The 21,224-nt window shown below is 70.6% G+C and carries 20 protein-coding genes; 7 read left to right on the top strand and 13 right to left on the bottom strand.

Annotated elements, in window-relative coordinates; all coding sequences use genetic code 11:
• The first annotated feature begins 85 nt into the window (after window positions 1–85).
• The 3 genes from ACNAW0_RS25980 (at window position 86) to ACNAW0_RS25970 (ending at window position 1,699) form a co-directional block, all read left to right on the top strand.
• The gene (locus ACNAW0_RS25980) at window positions 86–763 is read left to right on the top strand and encodes a VOC family protein (protein ID WP_416290638.1); all 678 of its coding nucleotides are present in this window, start codon (window positions 86–88) and stop codon (window positions 761–763) included.
• A gap of 181 nt (window positions 764–944) precedes the next feature.
• Window positions 945–1,376, top strand: a complete 432-nt coding sequence (locus ACNAW0_RS25975) for a hypothetical protein (RefSeq protein WP_416290637.1) — start codon at window positions 945–947, stop codon at window positions 1,374–1,376.
• A gap of 47 nt (window positions 1,377–1,423) precedes the next feature.
• Window positions 1,424–1,699, top strand: coding sequence for a hypothetical protein (locus tag ACNAW0_RS25970; RefSeq protein ID WP_416290636.1), 276 nt, complete (start codon window positions 1,424–1,426; stop codon window positions 1,697–1,699).
• Window positions 1,700–1,735: 36 nt separating this feature from the next.
• Here ACNAW0_RS25970 and ACNAW0_RS25965 read toward each other — a convergent pair whose 3' ends face one another.
• The 5 genes from ACNAW0_RS25965 to ACNAW0_RS25945 all read right to left on the bottom strand — a co-directional run bounded on the left by ACNAW0_RS25965 (window position 1,736) and on the right by ACNAW0_RS25945 (window position 7,869).
• Window positions 1,736–2,668, bottom strand: coding sequence for a rhomboid family intramembrane serine protease (locus ACNAW0_RS25965; RefSeq protein WP_416290635.1), 933 nt, complete (start codon window positions 2,666–2,668; stop codon window positions 1,736–1,738).
• Window positions 2,669–2,725: 57 nt separating this feature from the next.
• On the bottom strand, window positions 2,726–3,364 hold the full coding sequence (locus tag ACNAW0_RS25960) for a L,D-transpeptidase family protein (RefSeq protein ID WP_416290634.1): 639 nt from the start codon (window positions 3,362–3,364) through the stop codon (window positions 2,726–2,728).
• 173 nt (window positions 3,365–3,537) lie between these two features.
• The gene (locus ACNAW0_RS25955) at window positions 3,538–4,329 is read right to left on the bottom strand and encodes a DUF4184 family protein (protein ID WP_416290633.1); all 792 of its coding nucleotides are present in this window, start codon (window positions 4,327–4,329) and stop codon (window positions 3,538–3,540) included.
• Between the two features lie 22 nt (window positions 4,330–4,351).
• Complete coding sequence (locus ACNAW0_RS25950; protein ID WP_416290632.1) at window positions 4,352–5,050, bottom strand: HAD family hydrolase; 699 nt, start codon at window positions 5,048–5,050, stop codon at window positions 4,352–4,354.
• 86 nt (window positions 5,051–5,136) lie between these two features.
• On the bottom strand, window positions 5,137–7,869 hold the full coding sequence (locus ACNAW0_RS25945) for an MGH1-like glycoside hydrolase domain-containing protein (RefSeq protein ID WP_416290631.1): 2,733 nt from the start codon (window positions 7,867–7,869) through the stop codon (window positions 5,137–5,139).
• 42 nt (window positions 7,870–7,911) lie between these two features.
• Here ACNAW0_RS25945 and ACNAW0_RS25940 point away from each other — a divergent pair, with 42 nt between their 5' ends.
• Both ACNAW0_RS25940 and ACNAW0_RS25935 read left to right on the top strand, forming a co-directional pair.
• Window positions 7,912–9,852, top strand: coding sequence for an amylo-alpha-1,6-glucosidase (locus ACNAW0_RS25940; protein ID WP_416290630.1), 1,941 nt, complete (start codon window positions 7,912–7,914; stop codon window positions 9,850–9,852).
• Between the two features lie 244 nt (window positions 9,853–10,096).
• A complete protein-coding gene (locus ACNAW0_RS25935; RefSeq protein ID WP_416290629.1) occupies window positions 10,097–10,906 on the top strand; it encodes a metal-dependent hydrolase in 810 nt (269 codons plus the stop codon).
• Here ACNAW0_RS25935 and ACNAW0_RS25930 read toward each other — a convergent pair.
• The 8 genes from ACNAW0_RS25930 to ACNAW0_RS25895 all read right to left on the bottom strand — a co-directional run bounded on the left by ACNAW0_RS25930 (window position 10,890) and on the right by ACNAW0_RS25895 (window position 19,158).
• Window positions 10,890–11,816: a class II fructose-bisphosphate aldolase gene (locus tag ACNAW0_RS25930; protein WP_416290628.1), complete on the bottom strand. Its 927-nt coding sequence runs from the start codon at window positions 11,814–11,816 to the stop codon at window positions 10,890–10,892. The genes ACNAW0_RS25935 and ACNAW0_RS25930 overlap by 17 nt on opposite strands.
• Window positions 11,794–12,780 (bottom strand): 1-phosphofructokinase family hexose kinase, encoded by a 987-nt coding sequence (locus ACNAW0_RS25925; protein ID WP_416290627.1) that lies wholly within the window; start codon window positions 12,778–12,780, stop codon window positions 11,794–11,796. Before ACNAW0_RS25925 ends, ACNAW0_RS25930 begins: the two co-directional genes overlap by 23 nt.
• Window positions 12,777–13,703 carry a carbohydrate kinase family protein gene (locus ACNAW0_RS25920; RefSeq protein ID WP_416290626.1) on the bottom strand — a complete coding sequence of 309 codons (927 nt, stop codon included), beginning with the start codon at window positions 13,701–13,703 and terminating at the stop codon, window positions 12,777–12,779. The genes ACNAW0_RS25925 and ACNAW0_RS25920 overlap by 4 nt, the downstream gene beginning before the upstream one ends.
• A complete protein-coding gene (locus tag ACNAW0_RS25915) occupies window positions 13,700–14,473 on the bottom strand; it encodes a carbohydrate ABC transporter permease (protein WP_416290625.1) in 774 nt (257 codons plus the stop codon). Before ACNAW0_RS25915 ends, ACNAW0_RS25920 begins: the two co-directional genes overlap by 4 nt.
• 116 nt (window positions 14,474–14,589) lie before the next feature.
• Window positions 14,590–15,522 (bottom strand): carbohydrate ABC transporter permease, encoded by a 933-nt coding sequence (locus tag ACNAW0_RS25910; protein WP_416290624.1) that lies wholly within the window; start codon window positions 15,520–15,522, stop codon window positions 14,590–14,592.
• A 7-nt stretch (window positions 15,523–15,529) separates the two neighbouring features.
• Complete coding sequence (locus ACNAW0_RS25905; RefSeq protein ID WP_416290623.1) at window positions 15,530–16,849, bottom strand: ABC transporter substrate-binding protein; 1,320 nt, start codon at window positions 16,847–16,849, stop codon at window positions 15,530–15,532.
• A 27-nt stretch (window positions 16,850–16,876) separates the two neighbouring features.
• Complete coding sequence (locus ACNAW0_RS25900; RefSeq protein ID WP_416290622.1) at window positions 16,877–17,761, bottom strand: SIS domain-containing protein; 885 nt, start codon at window positions 17,759–17,761, stop codon at window positions 16,877–16,879.
• Between the two features lie 89 nt (window positions 17,762–17,850).
• Window positions 17,851–19,158, bottom strand: a complete 1,308-nt coding sequence (locus ACNAW0_RS25895) for an alpha-glucosidase/alpha-galactosidase (protein WP_416290621.1) — start codon at window positions 19,156–19,158, stop codon at window positions 17,851–17,853.
• Window positions 19,159–19,269: 111 nt separating this feature from the next.
• On the opposite strand from ACNAW0_RS25895, the gene ACNAW0_RS25890 reads away from it, so the two are divergent.
• Both ACNAW0_RS25890 and ACNAW0_RS25885 read left to right on the top strand, forming a co-directional pair.
• The gene (locus ACNAW0_RS25890; RefSeq protein ID WP_416290620.1) at window positions 19,270–20,061 is read left to right on the top strand and encodes a DeoR/GlpR family DNA-binding transcription regulator; all 792 of its coding nucleotides are present in this window, start codon (window positions 19,270–19,272) and stop codon (window positions 20,059–20,061) included.
• A 208-nt stretch (window positions 20,062–20,269) separates the two neighbouring features.
• On the top strand, window positions 20,270–21,136 hold the full coding sequence (locus ACNAW0_RS25885) for an endo alpha-1,4 polygalactosaminidase (protein WP_416290619.1): 867 nt from the start codon (window positions 20,270–20,272) through the stop codon (window positions 21,134–21,136).
• The last annotated feature ends 88 nt before the right edge of the window (window positions 21,137–21,224 follow it).

Here is a 21,224-nt window from a genome sequence, read left to right as displayed (position 1 = left end):
CAACGCACCGGCCGACCCGTACCGTCGCGTGTCGGAGGTGGCCGGCATAGTACGGCATATGATCGCGTGCTTTAAAGACCTGTGCATGGACGCGGCCGACGCCCACCGGCTCGGCGCCTTCTGGGCCGGCATCCTCGACGGGGAACTGGTCGACACCGGTGACGGCGACACCCGGATCGATCCCCGGGCGGCCACCTCCCCGGCCGAGGCGATCTGGGTCAACACGGTGCCCGAGCCGCGCACCGGCAAGACCCGGGTCCACCTGGACCTGCGCCTGGCCGGCGCGGAGCCGGCCGCGCTGCTGGCCGCCGGGGCGCGGCTGGTCCGCGAGCCGGACGCGGAGATCGACTGGTGGGTGTTGGCCGACCCGGAGGGCAACCAGTTCTGCGCGTTCCGGCCGCGGGAGGGCACCCGACCCGGCGTGTTCGCGCTGGTCGTCGACAGCGCCGACCCGGCGGCCCAGGCCACCTGGTGGGCCGGGGTGATCGGCGGCCGGGTGGCCACCACCGACGAGGGCGCCGTCTCGGTGGTGGGCGCGGAAGGTTTCCCCTGGGACCACTGGGTCTTCGACCCGGTGCCGGAACGCAAGCAGGTGAAGAACCGCTGGCACTGGGACGTCACCCTGGCCGGCCCGGACGTCACCGCGCTGATCACGGCCGGAGCGACCCTGCTGCGCGAGCCGACCGACACCACCCCGTGGTGGGTCATGGCCGACCCGGAGGGGAACGAGTTCTGCGCCTTCGCGCCACGTCCCAACCAGTGAACGGCGAGGGTACCCGACGTCCGCCCGGGCGGCTACCGTTTCCGTAGCTTCGCAGCCAGCGCGTCGCCGTCGATACGCCTCCGGCCGACCCCCCAGCCCGCCCGTTCGGTTGGTTCTCGTGCGATCCCACGTTTGCGGCACCACCGGTTGGGCAGGATCGTCCCAACGAGGAGGTGCCGCCGTGCAGGACACTCGCGCTCTCGCCCTGACGTTCGAGGTGAGCGGCCTGCCCCCGGTCAAGACCGAGGCCCTGTCCATCTTCGCCGCCGGGCACCGTCAGGCAGCGAGGGTCCGCGCGCTGCTCCAGGCCGCCTGCGAGGCGGCCCAGCACACCGGGTGGACCCCGCTGGACGGTCCCGTCGAGGTGGACGTGACCCTGCGGTGTCCGCCCGGGCATCGCACCTCCGACGCCAGCACCCTGCTGGGTGGGGTGTGCGCGGTGCTGCAGGACAAGAAGCGGGTGGCGAACATCGGCCTGGCCCACCTCGGGGTGCTGGTCGACGTCGCCCTCTACCGCGACGACCGGCAGATCCGCCGGCTGTCGTACGTCGAGGAGCCGGCGGAGGACTTCTCGTACCAGGTCCGGGTGGCCGCCGTGCCGGCGGTGGTTTGACCGACGACCGCGGTGTGGTACCGCGGACGCCGACGAAGGGAGCACCAGTGTCGGAGCCACATGTCACGCTCGACCCGAGCGGGCTGGACCCGGTGCAGCGGAAGCTGCGCGCCCCGCTGGAGGCTCAACTGACCTCGGCCCTGCAGGCGGCCACGGAACGGGTCCGCGCCAGCTACGCGGGCGAGCCGGTCGAGGAGGTCTGCCGTCGGTTGCTCGACGAGACCCGCGCCGGCCTGCACCCGGACATCGCCGCCGGTTTCCAGCCGGACATGGACGAGTTCTGCCGGGTGGCCGTGGCGATCGTCCGGGGCGAGGTTTCCTGAGGCACCCGCAGCCGCGTCCCAGGTCGGGCCTGACGGTCAGGCGGCGAGGGCGAGCGACTTCACCACGACCAGCGCGACGAGCAGCACTGCCAGCCCGGCGGTGACGGCCACGTGCACGGCGGTCCGCCGTTTCGCCGGCGCGTACGCCATGCCGATCGCCACAACGCCGCCGGTGACCAGGCCGCCGAGATGCCCCTCCCACGAGGTCCAGCCGGCGGAGAGCACCATCCAGATCAGGAACGGGATGATCAGCCGGTTGCGGTCGATCGGATGGTGGTGCATGCGTCGGGTGAGCACGAAGTAGCAGCCGGCCAGCCCGTACACGGCGCCGGAGGCACCGACGACCGCCTGCTGCGGGGAGACGAGGAACGCCATGACCGACCCGCCGACCGCGGCGAGCAGGTAGACCGCGAGGAAACGCAGGTGACCCAGCCGTTCCTCGACGATCCGGCCGAGCAGCCACAACCAGTACAGGTTGAACAGGATGTGCAGGATGCCGAGCGTGCCCTGGGTGGGCAGCAGGTGCAGGAACGCCGAGGTGATCAGCCGGTACCACTCGCCGTGCGCGATGCCGATCGGCGTGTATCCCGGGTAGGTGCCGCCGTCGTCGACGTACCGCTGGCCGCCGTCGTCGACCAGCCCGGTGCCCAGGCCGTCGAACTGGTCCATGATCGCCGGGTAAGCCAACGCGACCAGGTAGGTCAGCACGTTGAGCGCGATCAGCAGGTGTGTCACCTGCGGTCGGGCGACCAGCCGGGCGCCGAAGACGGTTCGGGCCTGGCGGACCGTGCGGTTGTCGTCGCGTACGCAGTCCGGGCAGCGGTGCCCGACCGGTGCCTCACACATGCAGTCCGGGCAGATGTGGCGGTCGCAGCGGGTGCAGCGCAGCAGGGTTTCTCGCCGTGGGTGCCGGTAGCAGGTGGTGGCCGCTTCGTCGGCCGGTGGCTGGCCGGTACTGGTCGGGTCCATGGGGGTGCGATCCTCGGTGCTAGGTGGGGGTGGGGGGCTCGGGCGACGGCCGACTGTTCAGTAGCCGCCGAGGTGTTGCGCGGGAGTCAGCACGACGTGTGGCGACGCGTCCGGGTCCAGCCAGGTGAGCACGTCGACCAGGTGGTCGTGGGCGAGGCTCACGCAGCCGGCCGTGGGGTTGCCGTCAGGCTGGCTGAACTCGTGCAGGAAGATCCCGCTGCCGGCGTTGGGCACCGGGGTGTCGACCGTCGGCGGCATGTTGTAGGTGATGACCGCGAAGTGCGTGTAGGCCGGGTCCTCCCGCCAGAGCGCCTCGCTGTGTCCGCCGGGGTTCGTGGCCGACCGCTGGAAGCTGTTGTAGTGCGGGGAGTCGGGGTTGGCGTTCCACCAGTCGTCGGCGGCCACCCGGTGGTAGGGGTAGCGCACACCCGGGTCCGCGGCGATGCCGTACATCGTCGGGCCAATGGCGTAGACGCCGGTCGGGGTGGTCGGCACGCCCTCGACGTGCTGGTCGCTGAACCCGTCGGCGCCGATGCGGGCCGGCAGCGGCGCAAGGGCCGGGCTCCAGCGGTCGCGGACCTTCGCGTACGTCTGCAGGGTGGCGTGGGTGGTGCGGTACCCGTTTCCGGTGACGACGACGACCTGCCGCGTGTGCGGCGGCAGGGTGGCCAACTGGACGGTGCTGGTCGGGTTCACGCGGAAGATCCTCGCACGTGGTCGGTGACCGCAGCGGTCCGCGAGCGGCGCCGCTCGGGCGTCTCGGCCGGACGGGTCAGGACCGGGTCCGCAACTCCCCGGCCCTGACGCTGGCCGTCCGGAGTGATCACCCACCGGCCAATGTTGACTTCCGGCATGTCGGCGTAACAGGGTCAGCCGGCCGCGCGCTGATTCTCCACGAGGCGGTCGTCCGGCCCGAGGTCCGGGCGGGCCGGGGCCAGGCCGCCGGCCGCGGCGGCTCCGGCGATCAACGCGAGCGCCGCCAGGTGCAGCAGCCGTACCCCGGCGGGTGCCGGAACGCCGGCGGCGGGCAGGCCGGGCAGCACCAGTGTGCCGGCCGCGGTGATCGGCAGCGCCACGCCCCAGAAGACCGTGGGCCGGGCCGGCGGCGCGGGCGGCCGTACCCCGTCGAAGATCTGCTGCCGGCGGGCGGCCCGCAGCGCCAGGGCGACCACGACGGCGGCGCCCACCACCGTGCTGAGCAGGTCCGAGAACAGCCACCAGTAGATCCCCGTCGCGGCGTGGAAATCCTGGATCCCCAGCAGCCGCAGCCACCGCTCGGTGTGGGTGACCCGGTCCCCGGCGACATGGCTGAACGCCCCGATGAGCGCCGAGCAGACGGTGACCTGCCAGGGGTGGCGGACGCCGGCGAGCGCGGCGTGGTCCCGCCAGGCGAAGAGCCGCTCGCCGGGTAGGTGCAACGCGATGCCGGCGATCACCCGGCGGACGATCCAGGCGTACGCGAGCGCGACCGGCAGGCACCACCAGAGCAGCCCGCCGAGGGTGTGGGTGCGCAGACCGACGTCGAACCGGGTGCCGGTGAACAGGTACCCGACGTCCGGTGCCACCGCGCCGGTGGCCAGCGCCACGCCGTCGAACCAGTGCGGTCGCCACAGCTTCAGCGGCAGCACCGGCGCCAGGTGCGAGGGGAAGGTCAGCGGCACAGCCCGGACATTACCCGGCGGATCAGAAGTGCTGGAGCAGGTCCGAGAAGGCGGCCAGCCGGATCACCCCGGTGTCGTGCGGGTCGAGTTCGTCGTGCTCAAGCACCCAGGTGTTCTCGTTCGGGATGAAGACCGCGTTCAAGCCGGCGGCCCGCGCGGGCAGGATGTCCGAGCGCGGCGAGTTGCCGATCATCCACGCGCCCGCCGGGTCGAAGGCGTGCTCGCGGGCCAGCCAGCGGTAGGTGTCGGCGTCCTTCTCCGGCACGATGTGCGCGGCGCGGAAGTGGTGCAGCAGCCCGCACGCGTCGAGCTTGCGCTGCTGTTCCTCCCGCTCTCCCTTGGTGAGCAGCAGCAGCTCGTGCCGGGTCGCGAGGTCGTCCAGGGTCTTCGCGACCCCGGGCATCAGCTCGACCTGGTGGCCGATCAACGCCACCGCGAGGCCCTCGATCTCCGCGCGCTCCCGCTCGGTGGCCGGGCGCTGCCGCAGCTTCTCCAGGCACTCCCCCAGGCTGCGCAGGAAGACCTTGGCGCCGTAGCCGTGCGCGACGGCGTTGGCCCGCTCGATGTCGTCGAGGACCGTCCGGATCTGCCCGCGGTCCAGCGTCGGATGGTCCAGCCAGTCGAGGAAGTCGTCGATCACCCGCTCGAAGAGAACGTTGTTCTCCCAGAGCGTGTCGTCGGCGTCGAAGACGAGCACCTTGGCCTCCCGGCGGTGCGGCATCGCGTGACCCTTTCCGTGTGGCGGACCGGGACACGGTACTGCCCGCCGGACGGGCGCGACATCCGGGTTTCCGCCGGCCACCACGGTCAGCGGCGCAAGGTGAGGATCAGGTCGGCGACCAGCGCGGTCCACCCGGTCTGGTGCCACGCCCCGAGACCGGCGCCGTTGTCGCCGTGGAAGTACTCGGGGAAGGCGATCAGGTCCCGCCAGTCGGGGTGGGTCTGGAAGAGCTGGCAGGCGCCGTAGATGGGCCGCCGACCCCAGCCGTCCCGGGTGAACAGCGAGATCAGCCGGGCGGACAGGTCGTCGGCGATCTCGTCGAGGGTCCGCTTCTGCCCGGAGCGGGTCGGGTACTCCACCTGCAGGTCGTCGCCGAAGAAGGCGGCGTAGTCGCGCAGCGCGCTGATCAGCAGGAAGTTGGTCGGCATCCAGATCGGGCCGCGCCAGTTGGAGTTGCCGCCGAACAGTCCGCTGGTCGACTCGGCCGGCTCGTAGCCGACGCTGAACTCCTGCCCGCCGAGGGTGACCGTGAACGGCTTGTCCAGGTGGGCGCGGGACAGCGTACGCAGGCCGTACTCGGAGAGGAACTCGTCGGTGTCGAGCATCCGGGCGAGCAGCCGGACCACCTGCTCCGGCCCGACCATGGACAGCAGCCGCTGCTGCCGGCCGTCGGGGCCGATGCGGCGGGCGCCGATCACGTCGGCGTACTCGGGGCGGTTGGTGAGGAACCAGCGCAGCCGGGCACCCAGCTCGGGCAGCCGGTGCAGGGTACGCGCGGTGAGCCGGGTGGTCGCCGCGAGCGGCAGCAGCCCCACCACCGAGCGGACCTTCAGCGGCACCTTCGTGCCGTCGGCCAGCCGCAGCACGTCGTAGAAGAAGGCATCCTCGTCGTCCCAGAGGCCCTGCTCATACGCGGCGGCGGCGATGTACGCGAAGTGCTCGAAGAACTTCGTGGCGACATCCACGTACGCCCGGTCATGCTCGGCGAGCACGATCGCCATGTCGAGCAGGTTCAGCGCGTACATGGCCATCCAGCCGGTGCCGTCGGACTGCTCGAGCACTCCGGCGACCGGCAGCGCGGCCGAGCGGTCGAACGGGCCGACGTTGTCCAGCCCGAGGAAACCGCCCTCGAAGACGTTGTTGCCGCCGGTGTCCTTCCGGTTGACCCACCAGGTGAAGTTCAGCAGCAGCTTGTGCATCACCCGGGCCAGGAACTCGTGGTCCCGGGAGCCGTCGATCTCGAACACCTTCAACGCCGCCCAGGCGTGCACCGGCGGGTTCACGTCCCCGAACGCCCACTCGTACGCCGGGATCTGCCCGTTGGGATGCAGATACCACTCCCGCAGCAGGAGCAGCAGCTGGTCCTTGGCGAAGCCCGGGTCGACCCGGGCGATGGTGACGCAGTGGAAGGCCAGATCCCACGCCGCGTACCAGGGATACTCCCAGGGATCGGGCATGGAGATCACGTCGAAGCTGTTCATGTGCCACCAGGCGCTGTTGCGGCCGTGCCGCCGCCCGGCCGGTGGCGGGGTGGAGCCCGGGTCGCCCGCCAACCACCGCTCGACGTCGAAGTGGTAGAACTGCTTGCCCCACATCAGCCCGGCGATGGCCTGCCGGGCCACCAGCGCCTCGTCCGCGCTGGCCTCGGCCGGGATGACGCTGTCGAAGAAGCGGTTGGCCTCGGCGCGCCGCGCCCAGAGCACGCTGCCGAAGTCGTCGCCCAGGTCGGCCGGCGGCGGCGGCACGCTCGCCGGCGGCGGGCCGGTCCGGGTCAGCCGCAGCCGGATCTGCCGCTGCCCACCGGCCGGCACGTCCAGCACGTAGTGCAAAGCGCCCTTGGTGCCCTCGCGGTCCGGGTTGACCGTGGCCGCGCCGGCCACCACGTGGTCGTTGATCCCGTCCTTCGGGTACGGCGACCGCCCGGGCAGCCCCCACAGCCGCTCGGCGTTCGAGTCGTTGTCGCACAGCAGCGGGGTGGGCTCACCGTCACCCTCCAACAGCAGCTGCCCGAGCACCCAGTGCTCCCCGACCAGCCGGGCGCCTGCCGCGGGGCCTGGCCTCGCGCCGGCTTCGAAGCCGACCAGCTTCGGCACCCGGTCCCCGCCCGGCAACCCCCACGCCCACGTGTTGCGGAACCACAGGGTGGGCAGCACGTGCAGGCTGGCATCCTGGTCGCCCTGGTTGGCGACCGTGATCAGGATGCACAGGTCGGTCGGGGACGCCTTGGCGTAGTCGACGGTCACCGCCCAGTACCGGTCGTCGTCGAAGATCCCGGTATCGACCAGCTCGTACTCGGTGTCCTCCCGGCCGCGCAGCGCGTTCACCGCCACCAGCTCGTCGTACGGGAAGGCGGCCTGCGGGTAGTGGTAGCGCCACCGCATGTACGAGTGGGTGGGGGTGGAGTCCTCGTACCACCAGTACTCCTTGACGTCCTCCCCGTGGTTGCCGCTGTCGCCGCCGAGGCCGAACATCCGCTCCTTGAGGATCGGGTCCCGCCCGTTCCACAGGGCGAGAGCGAAGCAGAACGTCTGCCGGTCGTCGCAGACGCCGGCCATGCCGTCCTCGCTCCACCGGTAGGCTCGGGACCGCGCGTGATCGTGGGGGAAGTAGTCCCACGCCGTGCCGTGTTCGCTGTAGTCCTCCCGTACCGTCCCCCACGCCCGCTCGGACAGATAGGGGCCCCATGCACGCCAGTCCTGCGCCCCGGCGTCGGCCTGGGCGAGCCGGTGCCGCTCGGGGTCGGGGTTCACGGAAATCGGGCGCTCAGTGATCACCTGCACATCTTCGACGCCACCGGGATACTTCACCACACGGGTCATTGTCGTCGTGGCGCGTCGCACCTCGCCGCCGGTGGAGGAAACTTGATCGACGTTCGTTTTGCGCCGCAGGTCTGCGGGGACCTGTCCGCCTCCGCGACCCGGGAGTGGCTGCTCACCGACGGCCTGGGCGGCTACGCCATGGGAACGGTCAGCGGCCTGCGTACCCGCCGCTACCACGGGCTGCTCGTGGTGGCCGGCGAAACCGCCGCATCCCGCCGGGTGGGCCTGGTCAGCCTGGACCCGACGGTGACCCTGCCCTCCGGGCAGCGGGTCCGGCTGGGCGCGCACGAGTGGGCCTCCGGCGCGGTCGACCCGCGCGGGTTCGAGCTGCTGGAGCGCTTCGACCTGACCGACGGCCTGCCCCGCTGGCGCTGGCGGATCGGCGACGTGGTGATCGAACGGGAGATCGCCATGGCGTACGGCCGGCCCTGCGTGGCGGTGGTGCACCGGCTGATCTCCGGCGGCCCGGCCCGGCTGGACCTGGCCGCGGCCTGCACCTGGCGCGACGCGCACGGTGAGCGCCGCGCGGACGGGCCGGCGCCGCGGGTGGAGCCGGCGGCCGGCGGGGCGGTGATCGAGGGCGCGTTCCGGCTGGCCGGGCCGGACTGGACGCCCGAGGGGCAATGGTGGCTGGGCGTACACCACCGGGAGGAGGCGGCGCGCGGTTTGAACCCGGACGAGGACCTCTGGTACGCGGGCCGCTTCTCCGGCGCGCTCGACGAGCCGGGCGCCACGGTCTCGGTGCTGGCCTGGGCGGACGACCTGGCCGAGGAGCCGCCGCCGGCGACCGCGCTGGTCGAGGCGGCCCGGCGGCGCAACCGGGCGGTGGTGGCCGCCGCGACACCGCACGACCCGGTCGAGGCCACCCTCGTCCTGGCCGCCGACGCGTTCGTGGTACGTACCGGCGCCGGGCCGGACGTGGTGGCCGGCTACCCGTGGTTCGGCGCCTGGTCGCGGGACACCATGACCTCCTACGAGGGGCTGTTCCTGTGCACCAACCGCGCCGACGAGGGCCGCGAGCTGCTGCGCGCCTACACGGCGACGCTGTCGGAGGGGATGCTGTCCAACACCGCCGACACCGGGCGGGTGGAGTACAACACCGTCGACGCGACGCTGTGGTTCCTGCACGCGGTGAACCGGCACGTCACCGCCACCGGCGACACCGACCTCGGCGACGAGCTGCTGCCCGCTCTGCACGCCGTGATCGAGGCGCACCTGGCCGGCACCCGGTACGGCATCAAGGCCGACCCGGCCGACGGGCTCATCACCCAGGGCGGCACCCCGGGCACCGCGCTGACGTGGATGGACGCTCGGGTGCACGGCGTGCCGGTGACCCCGCGTACCGGCAAGCCGGTGGAGGTCAACGCGCTCTGGGTCAACGGGCTGGCCGGGCTCGCCGAGCTGACCGAGCTGCTCGGCCGGGACGCCACCGCGCTGTGGGGGCTGCACACGAAGGCATCCACGGCCTTCCGAGCCCGGTTCCCGGCGCCGGCCGGCTGGCTGCACGACGTGGTGGACGCGCCCGCCCCGGGGCACCCCCACGGTGCGGCGGCGCACCACGACGACGACCTGCTCCGCCCCAACCAGCTGCTCGCCTGGTCGCTGCCGTACGCCCCGCTCGAACCGGACGACGCGGCGCTGCGCCGCATCGCCGAGGGCCTGTCGACCCCGCTCGGGCCGCGCAGCCTCGCGCCCGACGCCCCCGGCTTCGTAGGCCGGCACCGGGGCGGGCCCGCCGAGCGGGACTCCGCCTACCACCAGGGCACCGTCTGGCCGTGGCTGATCGGGCCGTTCGTCGACGCGTACCGCCGGACCGGCCTGCCCACCGACGACCTGATGGTGGGGCTTGAGGGGCATCTGGTGGAGTTCGGCCTGGGCTCGGTGAGCGAGACGGCCGACGGGTCCGCGCCGCACGCCGCCACCGGCTGCCCGTTCCAGGCGTGGTCGGTCGCCGAACTGCTGCGCGTACGCCGGATCCGCTGACGCGCGCTGTTACCACCCAGGACCGTCCGCACCACCCGCCCGGCCGACGCCAGGGCGTCCCATTGCCGACAGTTGCCCGGGGCGACCGGCCCGGGGCGGCATACTTCCTGGTGGTCCGGCGGTGCCCCGGCGGACCGGTCCGGTGCCCCTCCCCAGTGGACCGTCCGGGTGATCCCCTCGACCCGCGACGTGACTAAAGTGATCTCGTTTTCTCGATCAAGATCTCTGTGGAGGACGAACCGAGATGATGGGACCGTCCCACGCGCTGTCCGGCGCGGCGGTGTGGCTGACCGGCTCTTGGGCGCTGGACCAGTTCGCCGACTACCATCAGACGCCGCTGGCGCTGGCGGTGGGCACCGCGGTCTGCGCGGGCGGGGCGCTCTTCCCCGACCTCGACCTGTCGGGCAAGGTGACCAGCAACCAGGGCGGCGCCACCGTGGCGCACACCTTCGGCGTGGTCAGCCTCTTCCTCGCCGAGGTGATGGAGAAGATCTCGCTGGGCGTCTACTACGCCACCAAGCTCAGCCATGATCCGAAGCGCAACAACGGGCACCGGACGCTCACCCACACCCTCCCGTTCACCGCCCTGATCGGCTGGGGCACCACCGCGCTCTGCGCCCACTATGGCAAGTGGGCGGTGGTCAGCATCCTGTTCTTCATGATCGGGTTGGCGCTGCGCGGGCTCTTCGACAAGTGGGCCGAGCGGGCCGGCTGGGTGATCATCACCATCGTCTCGGCGGTCGCGGCCTGGTTCACCTTCGTCAACCTTCCCGGCGACCGCGGCTATCCGCTCATCGGCACCGCGGTCGCCGTGGGCAGCTTCGTGCACATCCTCGGCGACATGATCACCAAGGCCGGGGTGCCGATCCTCTGGCCCATCCCGATCAAGCGGCGGATGTGGACGATGATCGGAGTGCCCAACAGCATCGCGCTGCGTACCGGCAGCAAGGCCGAGACAGTCGTGCTGCGGACCGCGATGGCCATCATCGCGGTGCTCGCCGCCGTGGGGCTGGTCGCGCCGGCGCTGCTGCAACGGTTCAACATTGAAGCGTGACCGATTCACCTGACGGCCCGGCCGCCGACCGGCGACCACCTGATGGGGGGTTGGCCAGCAGGGTCGCGAAGTGGGCGACGGTGCTGGTGACCGCTTCGCGGGCGCGGGTGAGGTACTTGCGCGGGTCGACGGTGGGTTTTGCACGGTTGGCGTCACCGGTCAGGAAGTCGCGTATCGACTGGGTGTAGGAGACGTTCAGGGCTGTGCCGATGTTGACTTTGACCATGCCGGCGGCGACGGCCTGACGGAGTTGCTGGTCGGGGACGCCGGAGGAGCCGTGTAGCACCAACGGCACGCTGACGGCGTGGTGCAGTGCGGTGATGAGCTGATGGTCGAGGACGGCGGTGCGGTCGGTCATGGCGTGGCTGGAGCCGACAGCGACGGCGAGGGCGTCGACGCCGGTGGCCGCGACGTAGGCGGCCGCCTCGTCGGGGTCGGTGCGGGCGCCGGGTGCGTGTGCGGGCAATGGAGGCGCGCCGTCTTTGCCGGCGACGGTGCCGAGTTCGGCTTCGATCCACATGCCGTGTTCGTGGGCGAAGCGGGCGGCCGCGAGCGTGGCGGCGACGTTGGCGGTGTGGGGTTTGTCCGAGGCGTCGTACATGACGGAGGTGTAGCCGTGCGCGGGCGCCTCGTGCAGCAGCGCTTCGCTGGTGACGTGGTCGAGGTGCAGGCCGACGGGGACCGCCGCGCTGGCGGCGACGGCTGCCGCGGCGGCGGTGATGGGGCCGAGTTTGCCGTGATGGAATGCCACGGCGTTCTGGCTGATCTGCAGGATGACGGCCTGGCCGGCACTTTCGGCGCCGGTGACGATCGCTTCGGCGTGTTCGAGGGTGATGACGTTGAACGCGGCCACCGCGTGGCGGCGGGTAGCGGCGGCCGCGACGATCTCACCGGTGGGTGTCAGTGGCATGCTCGGGTGCTCCTCGATGCGGGTCGCCGGTGGCGGCGATTTCGGCTCGGGTGACGGTGACGGCTGCGCGTAGGCGGGTGGCGGTGCTGGCGCAGAACTCCCCTGCGGCCGGGGCGGCCACCGCGGCGGCGGAGATGGCAACGGCGTCGGTGAGCAGCACCGGCCACGGCCGGTCGTGGGCAACCCCCGCGGCGAGGGCGGCGACGACGGCGTCACCGGCGCCGGTGGGGTTTCCGGCCACGGGTTCGGGCACGACCGCGGTGTAGGCCCCATCGCCGGTGTACGCGGCCAGCCCGGCCGGGCCCAGCGAGGCGACGACCGCGGTGCGGCGGCCGGCCCGCAGTACCTGCGCGGCGTGCAGCGCCTGGGCGTGGGTTGCGGTGGGCAGGCCGGTGATCTCGGCGAGCTCGGTGGCGTTGGGTTTGATCAGGTCGGGTTCGGCGGTCAGGCCGTGGCGCAACGCGTGACGGTCGGCGTCGAGCAGCACCCAGGCGCCGGCGTTCTTGGCGATGACGGCGAGTTGCCGGTAGCTGTCGTCGGGCAGCCCGGGTGGCAGGCTGCCGGACAGCACCACGACGGTGGCCTGCCGGGCCCAGGTACGGAAACCATCGAGGAAGGTGGCCCATTCGGTGGGCAGCACGGTGGGGCCGGGTTCCCACAGCCCGGTCGCCTGCTGGCCGTCGTGCACGACGACGGTGCGCCGGGACTGCCCGGTGATCGGGGTGAGGTCGGCGCTGATGGCTTCCGCGGCGAGCAGGGCGGTGAGCTCCGCGCCGGTGGCGCCGCCGGCCAGGCCGCAGACGATGACGTGTTCGCCGAGGGTGTGCAGGACCCGGGCGACGTTGATGCCTTTGCCTCCGGCGCGGGTGATGACCTGGCCGACGCGGTGGGCGTGCCCGGGCCGCAGTGCCGGCACCTGGTAGGTGACGTCGAGCGCGGCGTTGAGGGTGACAGTCAGGATCATGCCGGCTCCCCTTCCCCGCCGCCCACCGGAAGTTCATGGTCAACTATGGCCAGGAGGGTAGCGAGGGTCGGCTGGGCGGCTGTTCCGCCCGCGGCTCGGGTGGACAGCGACCCGGCCGTGGCCGCCATCGCGACGCAGCGCTCGATCGGTTGCCCGGCAAGGAAACCAGCGAGGAATCCGGCGTTGAAGCTGTCGCCCGCCCCGGTCGTGTCCACGACCTCTACGGCCAGCCCCGGCGCGCTGCACGAACCGCCCGGCCACCACGCCTGCGCACCCGCCGCACCCGCCTTCAGTACGACGGTGGTCCCTAGAGCCGTAGCCGCCGCGCGCGCGTCCTCGATGCCCGTGATCGCCGTCAACTCCACCTCGTTGGGCAGGAAGACATCCGTGTACGCGAGGACGTCGCGTACGCCGTCCCACCGCCCGGCGGGGTCCCAGTTGGTGTCCAGCGACGTCGTGATGCCGAGCGACCGGGCCCGGGCGAAGAGGTCGGGCAGCTCGGCGGCGAGGCGCGGCTGGAGGAAGTACGAGGCCACGTGCAGGTGGCGGACGCCGGCCAGGTCCACGTCGGACGCACGAAGCGCACCGATGGCGCCGGGCAGCGTGAGGATCGTCCGATCGTGCGTGGAGAGGATCACCGAGAGACCGGTCGGCTCGGCGACGACACGTAGGCCGCTGGTGTCCACTCCGCGTGCGGTGAGCGCCTCCCGCACGAATGTGCCGTAGAGGTCGTCGCCGACAGCCGCCAGCAGCTTTACCCGTACGCCCAGGTGTGCGGCGCCGGTAGCGGTGATGGCGGCGGACCCGCCGAGCACAAGTTCTGCGGCGTCGAGCAGTTGCTCGGCCTGGCCCCAGCGTGGCACGACGTCGCCGCGCAGCACGAGGTCGGGGTTGGCGTCGCCGACGACGAGCAGATCGCTCATCCCTTCAGCCCCGTGAAGCTCATGGTGGCGATGAAACGCTTCTGGGCGACGATGAAGGCGATGATGAGCGGGAGCGTCGCGACCACGTTGCCCGCCATCAACAGCGACCACTGCGTACGCCTGGTGCCCTGGAACATCGTGAGTCCTACCTGAAGGGTGTACCAGCGTTCGTCGCTGATGGCGACGAGGGGCCAGATGAGGTCGTTCCAGGACGACAGCAGTGTGAGGAGCGCGAGCGCCGCGAGCGCGGGTCGGGCGAGCGGGAGCACGATGCGGAAGAAGATCTGCGTGGTGGAGGCGCCGTCGATGGCGGCGGCTTCCTCCAGTTCCGCGGGCAGCGACAGGAAGAACTGGCGCATGAGGAAGACACCGAAAGCCGTCGCGAGCCAGGGCACGAACGCGGCCGCGAGCGTGTCGACGAAGCCGAGCTGGGCGAACATGAGGTACGTCGGGATCATGAGCAGCTGCGTGGGGATCATGACGGTCGCGAGCATGAGGATGAAGCCCGCGTTCTTGCCGGGGAAGGAGAGGCGGGCGAAGCCGTACCCGGCGAGCGAACAGAGCACGAGGTGCGCGACGATCGCGATGAGTGCCACCACGATCGTGTTGAGCAGCCAGCGCAGGATGTGCGACTGCGTGAACAGGTCGGTATAGCCGTCGAGGTGCAGCGACGTCGGGATGAACTTCGGCGGGAACCGGTTGATCTCCTTGTCGGACATGAACGACGTGAGGATCATCTGTGCCAGCGGCAGCACGAACAGCAGCGCCATCGGCATGAGCAGCAGGTGCCATGGGCTGAACGGCAGCCGCCGTCGGCGGGAGCGCCGAGGCGAGGTCGGCGGCGTCTGGTGGGCGGGAGCGGTCGTCTGGTGGGCGGGAGCGGTCATCAGAACGCCTCCATCCTGGAGCGCCGCGAGTACCAGAAGATGCCGAGGGTCAGCAGGATCGTGACGGCGAACAGCCCGTACGCGATCGCGGAGCCGTAGCCGAAGCGCTGCGTCTGGAACGCCAGCTTGTAGATGTAGTAGACGACTGTCTCGGTGGATTGCAGCGGGCCGCCGCGGGTCGTCGTGTAGACGAGGTCGAAGAGCTGGACCGCCGTGATCGTCTGCCACACCGCGACGAAGACGGTCACCGGCCGCAGCTGGGGCAGGATGACGTGCCAGAAGACGCGCCACTTCCCGGCGCCGTCCACGGTGGCCGCCTCGATCAGCGCGACCGGGACGTCCTGCAACGCCGCGAGGTAGATGACCGCCGTGAAGCCGATCTCGCCCCAGAGCGCGATGACGGCGATGACGACGAGGGCCTGCGACCGGCTCTCCAGGAACTGCTGGGCGGGCAGGTGCAACCGGCGCAGGACGTCGTTCGCCGCGCCGAACTGCGGGTTGAAGACGAAGCTGGCGAGGATGCCGGTGGCCGCCGCCGACGCGACGTAGGGGATGAAGATGCAGGTCCGATAGAAGGCGACGAGTCTGATCTTCTGGTTGAGCGCGATCGCGATGAGCATGCCGAGCAGGATCGAGGCGGGCACGAACAGCGCGGTCAGCCACAGCGTGTGCCCGACTGCGGCGGCGGCCTGCGGGTCCTGCACCATCGTTTCGTAGTTGCCCCAGCCGACCGGCTTCGCCGGCGCGATCCCGTTCCACTTCGTCCGCGAGATCAGGAACGCCCACACCGCCGGGAAGATCGACAGCCCGAGGACGGGAATGGCGGCCGGGCCGACGAAGGTCCAGCCGGTGAGTGCCCTGCGTACCCGCCTCGGCTTGCGGGGGGGCCGCACCGTGGTGGCGCGGCCCCTCGAGAGTGCGAAGGTCGTCATCGGTGCCTCAGCTGCGCAGCGTGACGGCGGCCTGCTGAGCCGCCTTGTCGAGGGCTTCCTTGGGTTTCGACGCACCCTGCAGGACCGACGAGACCGCCTGGCCGACGTAGCCCGACACCTCCGGGTACCCCTCGATCGTCGGGCGGGCCTGCTTGGCGTTGGCGAGGTTGTCGAAGAACTTCTGGGCTCCGGGGTACTGCGCGCAGTAGTCCTGGAACTCCTTGCTGCCCGACTCGGACGAGCGCAGCGGCAGGTTGCCGTTGGGGAGGTTCCAGCGGATGTCGGTCTCCTTGCTGGTCAGCCACTGCAGGAAGGTACGCGTGGCGCCGGCGCGGTTGGGGTCGGCGTGGTCGAACATGACCCACACGTCGGGGCCGGAGATCGTCTGGTGGTCCCCGTTGAACCCCGGCAGGTACGCCACCCCGTAGTTGACCTTCGCCTTGGCGAGGTCCCAGAGCTCCCACGGGCCGGAGATCATCATCCCGATGCGGTTGGCGTTGAAGAGCTGGCGGTACTTCTCGTCGGTCTGGTCGAGGTACATCGACTTGTCGTCGACCGCGATCTGACGCAGCGTCTCCAGGGCGGCGACCCCGGCATCGGAGTTGAAGGCCGGCTTGTCCCCGTCGACGATCTTGCCGCCGTGCTGCCAGAGCAGCGGCCACAGGTGCCACGTCGTGTCCTCGCCGCCCGACACCGAGTACGCCGTCCCGTAGAGGTTCTTCGACGTGTCAGTCAGCTTCTTCGCGGCGGCCCGGAAGTCGTCCCAGCTCCACTGGTCGGTCGGGTACGCCAGATGCGCGGCGTCGAAGAGCGTCTTGTTGTAGATGAGCGCCAGGTTGTCGACGAGCGCTGGTACACCGATGACCTTTCCGTCCACGGTGGCCGTCGTGCGTGCCGCTTCGGGGACCTCGTCCCAGGCGATCTGCGGATCGGTGACCCACTTCGTCAGGTTCTGCGTACGCCCGCTCGCGGCGAGCTGCCCGGCCCAGCTTCCGTAGGCGTACGAGATGTCGGGGTAGGTGCCGCTCGCGAACCCGGCGGAAAGCTTCGTCAGCAGCTCATCGGTGGTGGAGGCGCCGGCGGACGTGTTCACCGTGATGTGTGGGTGCGAGGCGTGGAACTCGGCCGCGAGCTTCTCGGCCAGCGTCTCGGCGTCCTTCGACTGGCCGGTCCACCAGGTGATGGTGACGTCGGCGTTCGGGTCGTAGCCCGCCGCCGCGTCCTTCGAGTTGTCGATCGGCGTCGCGCTCATGCAGCCGGCCAGCAGGCCGAGGGCGAGAACGGCACCGCCGAGGGCGCGGCGCCGGGCGTTCCAGAAGCTCTTCATGGCTTACCTCACGGGGTGGATGCGAGATCAGGTGCGTGCCAGGATCACCGAACGCGTGAGCAACCGCGGCTCGTCCGGGTTGAGGCCCCGGTGTGCGGCCAACGCGATCGCGAACCGCTGCGCGAGGACCAGCCCCGCGAGCGGGTCGAGGCCGTCATGGTGCAGCCGCGCTCCGGTCGCGGCGACCGTCTCCGCCATGCCCTCAGGCAGGGGCCCGAAGACCCACACCAGGCTGCGCGGACCGGCGACGGCCATCGGGCCGTGCCGGAAGTCCATCGCCGGGTACGACTCCGACCACGCCTGCGCGGCCTCGCGTACCTTCAGCGCCGCCTCGTGCGCCAGGCCGATCGTCCAGCCCGTGCCGAGAAAAACAACATGGTCGACATCGGCCGGCTGGGCGGGCAGGTCCGCGGCGAGCGCGGCGTCCGCGTCGACCGCCCATTCCTCCCCTAGGACGGTACGCACAACGGCGAGCACGGTTGTCGGAAAGCGGGTCTGCACCACACTGCGCTCGTCGGCGAAGTCGAGGACGAGCACGTCGTCGCTGCGCTGCGCGACGGGAGTGCCGGCCACGGCGACGACCGCCGTTCTGCGCACGGACTGCGGCAGCTTGCCGAGCGCTTCGAGCACCTCCGTCGTCGTACCTGAGCGGCTGAAGACCACGACGCGGTCGTAGGCGCGCGTACCGGTCACCTCGGAGGCGCAGGCCGCGTCCGTCTCGCCGAAGCCCGCCCCCTCGCGCAGGGCCGCGTACGCCTCGGCGACGAACCACGACGTGCCGCAGCCGATGGCGAGGACGCGCTCGCCGGGGGCGGCAAGCATGTCGCGGGCTGCCTCGATCAGGCTGTCGTCGCTGAGCGCCCGTCGCCAGACGGCGGGCTGGCTGTGGATCTCGGAGCCGGTCACGTTCATGGCGGGAGGGTATGCTCGTTTCTGCTCGATAATCAATGACGAACGTTCAAATGAACAGTTCTACTTGCGCGTTTCAAGTGCTTCCCTGCCTAGCGGCGCACCGGTACGCGCAACTCATCGGCAATCAGCTCGCCGTGCGCGGCGGTCAGTTCGTCGCAGAGTGCCCAGATCGCGTCCACCGTCAGGGTCGCGGCGGCGTTCGGATCCACCTGCGCGGCGAGGCGCACCAGACGGGGATCGCCGGTGACGGCGGCCTTGACGGTGAGCTCACCGACCGCGGCGAAGTTCCGGTTCAGCGCGGCGCACTGGATCGGCAGGTCACCGACATACTCCGGGCGTACGCCCTGCTCGTCGACGACGCACGGGACCTCGACGGCGTAGTCCCGCGGCAGGTTCGTGACCAGTCCGGTGTTGCGGACGTTCGCGTGGATACGCCGCATCGTCCCGGTCTCGATGCTGTGGATCACCTGCGGCGCGTACTCGGTGGCGTCGCGTTCGATCGGCAGCAACTCGCCCGCCTTGAGGCCGTCGCGTACGCGCTCGTACTCCTCGACGTTCTCGCGGCTGATCCGCAGGTAGTCGCCGACGGGGACGCGCAGCCGCGCGACCTCCTCGTCGTGGTGCAGGTACCACGGCACGTACTCGGCGGAGTGCTCGCTCGTCTCGGTGGGGTAGTAGCCGAGCGACCGGTACATGTCGACGCGTACGCGCCGGCGCAGCTCAGGATCCTTGGCGATGGCCGCGTCGAGGAGCGGGTAGAGGTCTTCGCCGTCCCTGGTCCAGTGCGTCAGCCAGGCCTGATGGTTGAGGCCGGCGGCGCGGTAGCTCACGCCATCGAAGGGAACGCCGATCACCTCGCACAGTCCGCGTACGGTCCAGTAGACGGAGTGGCACAGGCCGACCGCCTTGAGGTCGGGCGCCACCGCCGCGAGGTAGCCGATGTTCATCGCCATCGGATTGGTGTAGTTGAGCAGCCAGGCATCCGGGCAGGTCTCGCGCATGTCGTCCGCGATGCCCTTGAGCACGGGAAACGTGCGCAGAGCGCGGAAGATGCCGCCGACGCCGAGGGTGTCGCCGATCGTCTGGCGCAGCCCGTACCTCGCCGGTATCTCGAAGTCACGGACGGTCGCGGCGTACATGCCGACCTGGATCGCGTTGATCACGTAGGTCGCGCCCTCGAGCGAGGTACGCCGATCGAGGCTGGTGCGGATCTTCGGGCTCGCCCCGAGTTGCTCCGCGGTACGCCGGGCGATCGCCTCGGCTGTGGCCAGCCGCTCGGGGTCGATGTCGTGCAGCGACAGCGTCACGTCCCGCAGTTCGGAGAAGGACAGGATGTCGGCGAGCAGCTCGCGAGTGAACACGACGCTGCCCGCGCCGAGGAAAGTGATCACAGCCATCTGCGGATTTTCTGCCCCACCTGAGCGGCCTGGCAAGCCCTTCTTGGTCAAACGCGCGGAAATGAACTAGTTTGATTGCGCGTTCGTGTTCATCAGTGGCAGGGGGCTCGCATGGCTCGCAGCACGTTGCGTCGCGCCGACCGGGTGTCGACGATCCTGGACCGCATCTCGGGCGACGGCTCCGTCGACGCTCAGGCGCTGGCGAAGGAGTTCGCCGTCTCGGTCGCGACCATCCGCCGCGACCTGCAGACGCTGGAGGACCAGAAGCTCCTCAACCGTACGCACGGCGGCGCCATCGCGGCCGACGTCAGCTACGAGCTGCCGGTCCGCTACCGCGTCGGTCAGCACCGGGACGAGAAGCTGGCGATCGCGCGGACGGCCGTCTCCCGACTGCCGCACGGGCCGCTCACGGTGGGACTGACCGGCGGCACCACCACCCACGCGGTGGCGCGCCTGCTCGCCGACCGCTTCGATCTGGCGGTCGTCACCAACGCGCTCAACATCGCGGCCGAATTGGCGCTGCGTCCTCGGCTGAAGCTCGTCATGACCGGTGGCGTCTCCCGTACGCAGTCCTATGAGCTGGTCGGTCCGATCGCCGACCGCACCCTCGGCGGCCTCAACATCGAGGTGGCGATCGTGGGGGTGGACGGGATCTCCGCGCGTGCCGGCCTGACGACGCACGACGACATCGAGGCGAACACGAACGCCACGATGATCCGCCAGGCGCAGCGCGTCATCGTCGTCGCAGACGGCTCCAAGGTCGGCCGGGTCCACCTCGCCCGCATCTGTGCGCTGCAGGACATCGACGAGTTCGTCACCGACGCCAGCGCCGACCCGGCCGCGCTGGCCGCCATCTCCGCCACCGGAGTCACCGTCACGGTCGCTACCTCCGATTCGCGTTGATCACGAACTTGCCCAGGCATCCAAACGCTCATCGAAAGATGTGCACTTGTGAGTGGGTTATCGACGTCCGCGCGTACCCCTTGCTTTAATCGCTCGAACGCGAGTGCTGGCCGGTGGCGGCCGTTCGATCCCCGCCGCCGGCCACGGGCCCGGCCACGGGGCCGGGGTCGAGTGCTGAACAGCCTCGCACCATCAGCGGAGGTCTTTCATGACACGTCTTCGCACCTCTCTTGCTCTCGCCGCCGCGTCCCTGGTCGCGACCGCGACGCTCGCCGCCCTGAACACCGCGCCCGCCGCGGCGGCGCCCGCACCACCGGCCCCCGTCCCCTGCGTCGGGTGCTGGCATCCATCCCTGAAAACAAGCTGGAACTGGGTGCTTTCCGTCGTCCCGAAGGCGCCCTACCGGCCGGTGTCCATGTACAACGTCGACGGGTTCAACAACAGCGCGGCCGACGTGGCCTCGCTGCACGCCGCTGGGATCAAGGCCGTCTGCTACCTCTCCGCGGGCTCATGGGAGGACTGGCGGCCGGACGCCGCGCAGTTCCCGGCGGCGGTCCTCGGGCGCAACAATGGATGGCCCGGCGAGAAGTGGCTCGACATCCGTGAGATCCAGAACGCCAACAGCGTTCTTCGGTCCATCATGGACGCCCGGCTCGACATGTGTAAGCAGAAGGGCTTCGACATGGTTGAGCTGGACAACGTGGACGGTTACCTCAACAAGACGGGCTTTACGCTCACCGCGGCCGACCAGCTCTACTACAACGCGATACTGGCCAACGACTCGCACGCCCGAGGCCTGAGCGTCCTGCAGAAGAACGACAACGAGCAGATCCCGAACCTGCTGCCGTACTTCGACGGCGCGCTCAACGAGCAGTGCAACCAGTACAAGGAATGCACCACGGCGCAGAACGGCTCCTACGGCCTCGACCAGTACATCGCCGCGGGCAAGCCGGTCTTCCAGGCCGAGTACAAGCTCACCACCTCGTCGTTCTGCGCTGCCGACAACGCCGCCAACTTCAACGGCGTCCGGTTCGCGCTCAACCTGGACGACACTCTCTTCGAACCCTGCCGTTGACATCCTCCCCCGCCTAAGCTAAAGGCGGGAGATTCCCGTTTCCAGCGCCGTACGAGGTCGACGGTGGGTGGGTGGTCGACAGGACGCC

This window comes from Micromonospora sp. SL1-18, assembly GCF_047921505.1.
GTDB lineage: Bacteria > Actinomycetota > Actinomycetes > Mycobacteriales > Micromonosporaceae > Micromonospora.
Note: the sequence above shows the minus strand (reverse complement) of the source record. Positions and strands in the feature narration are given on the sequence as shown.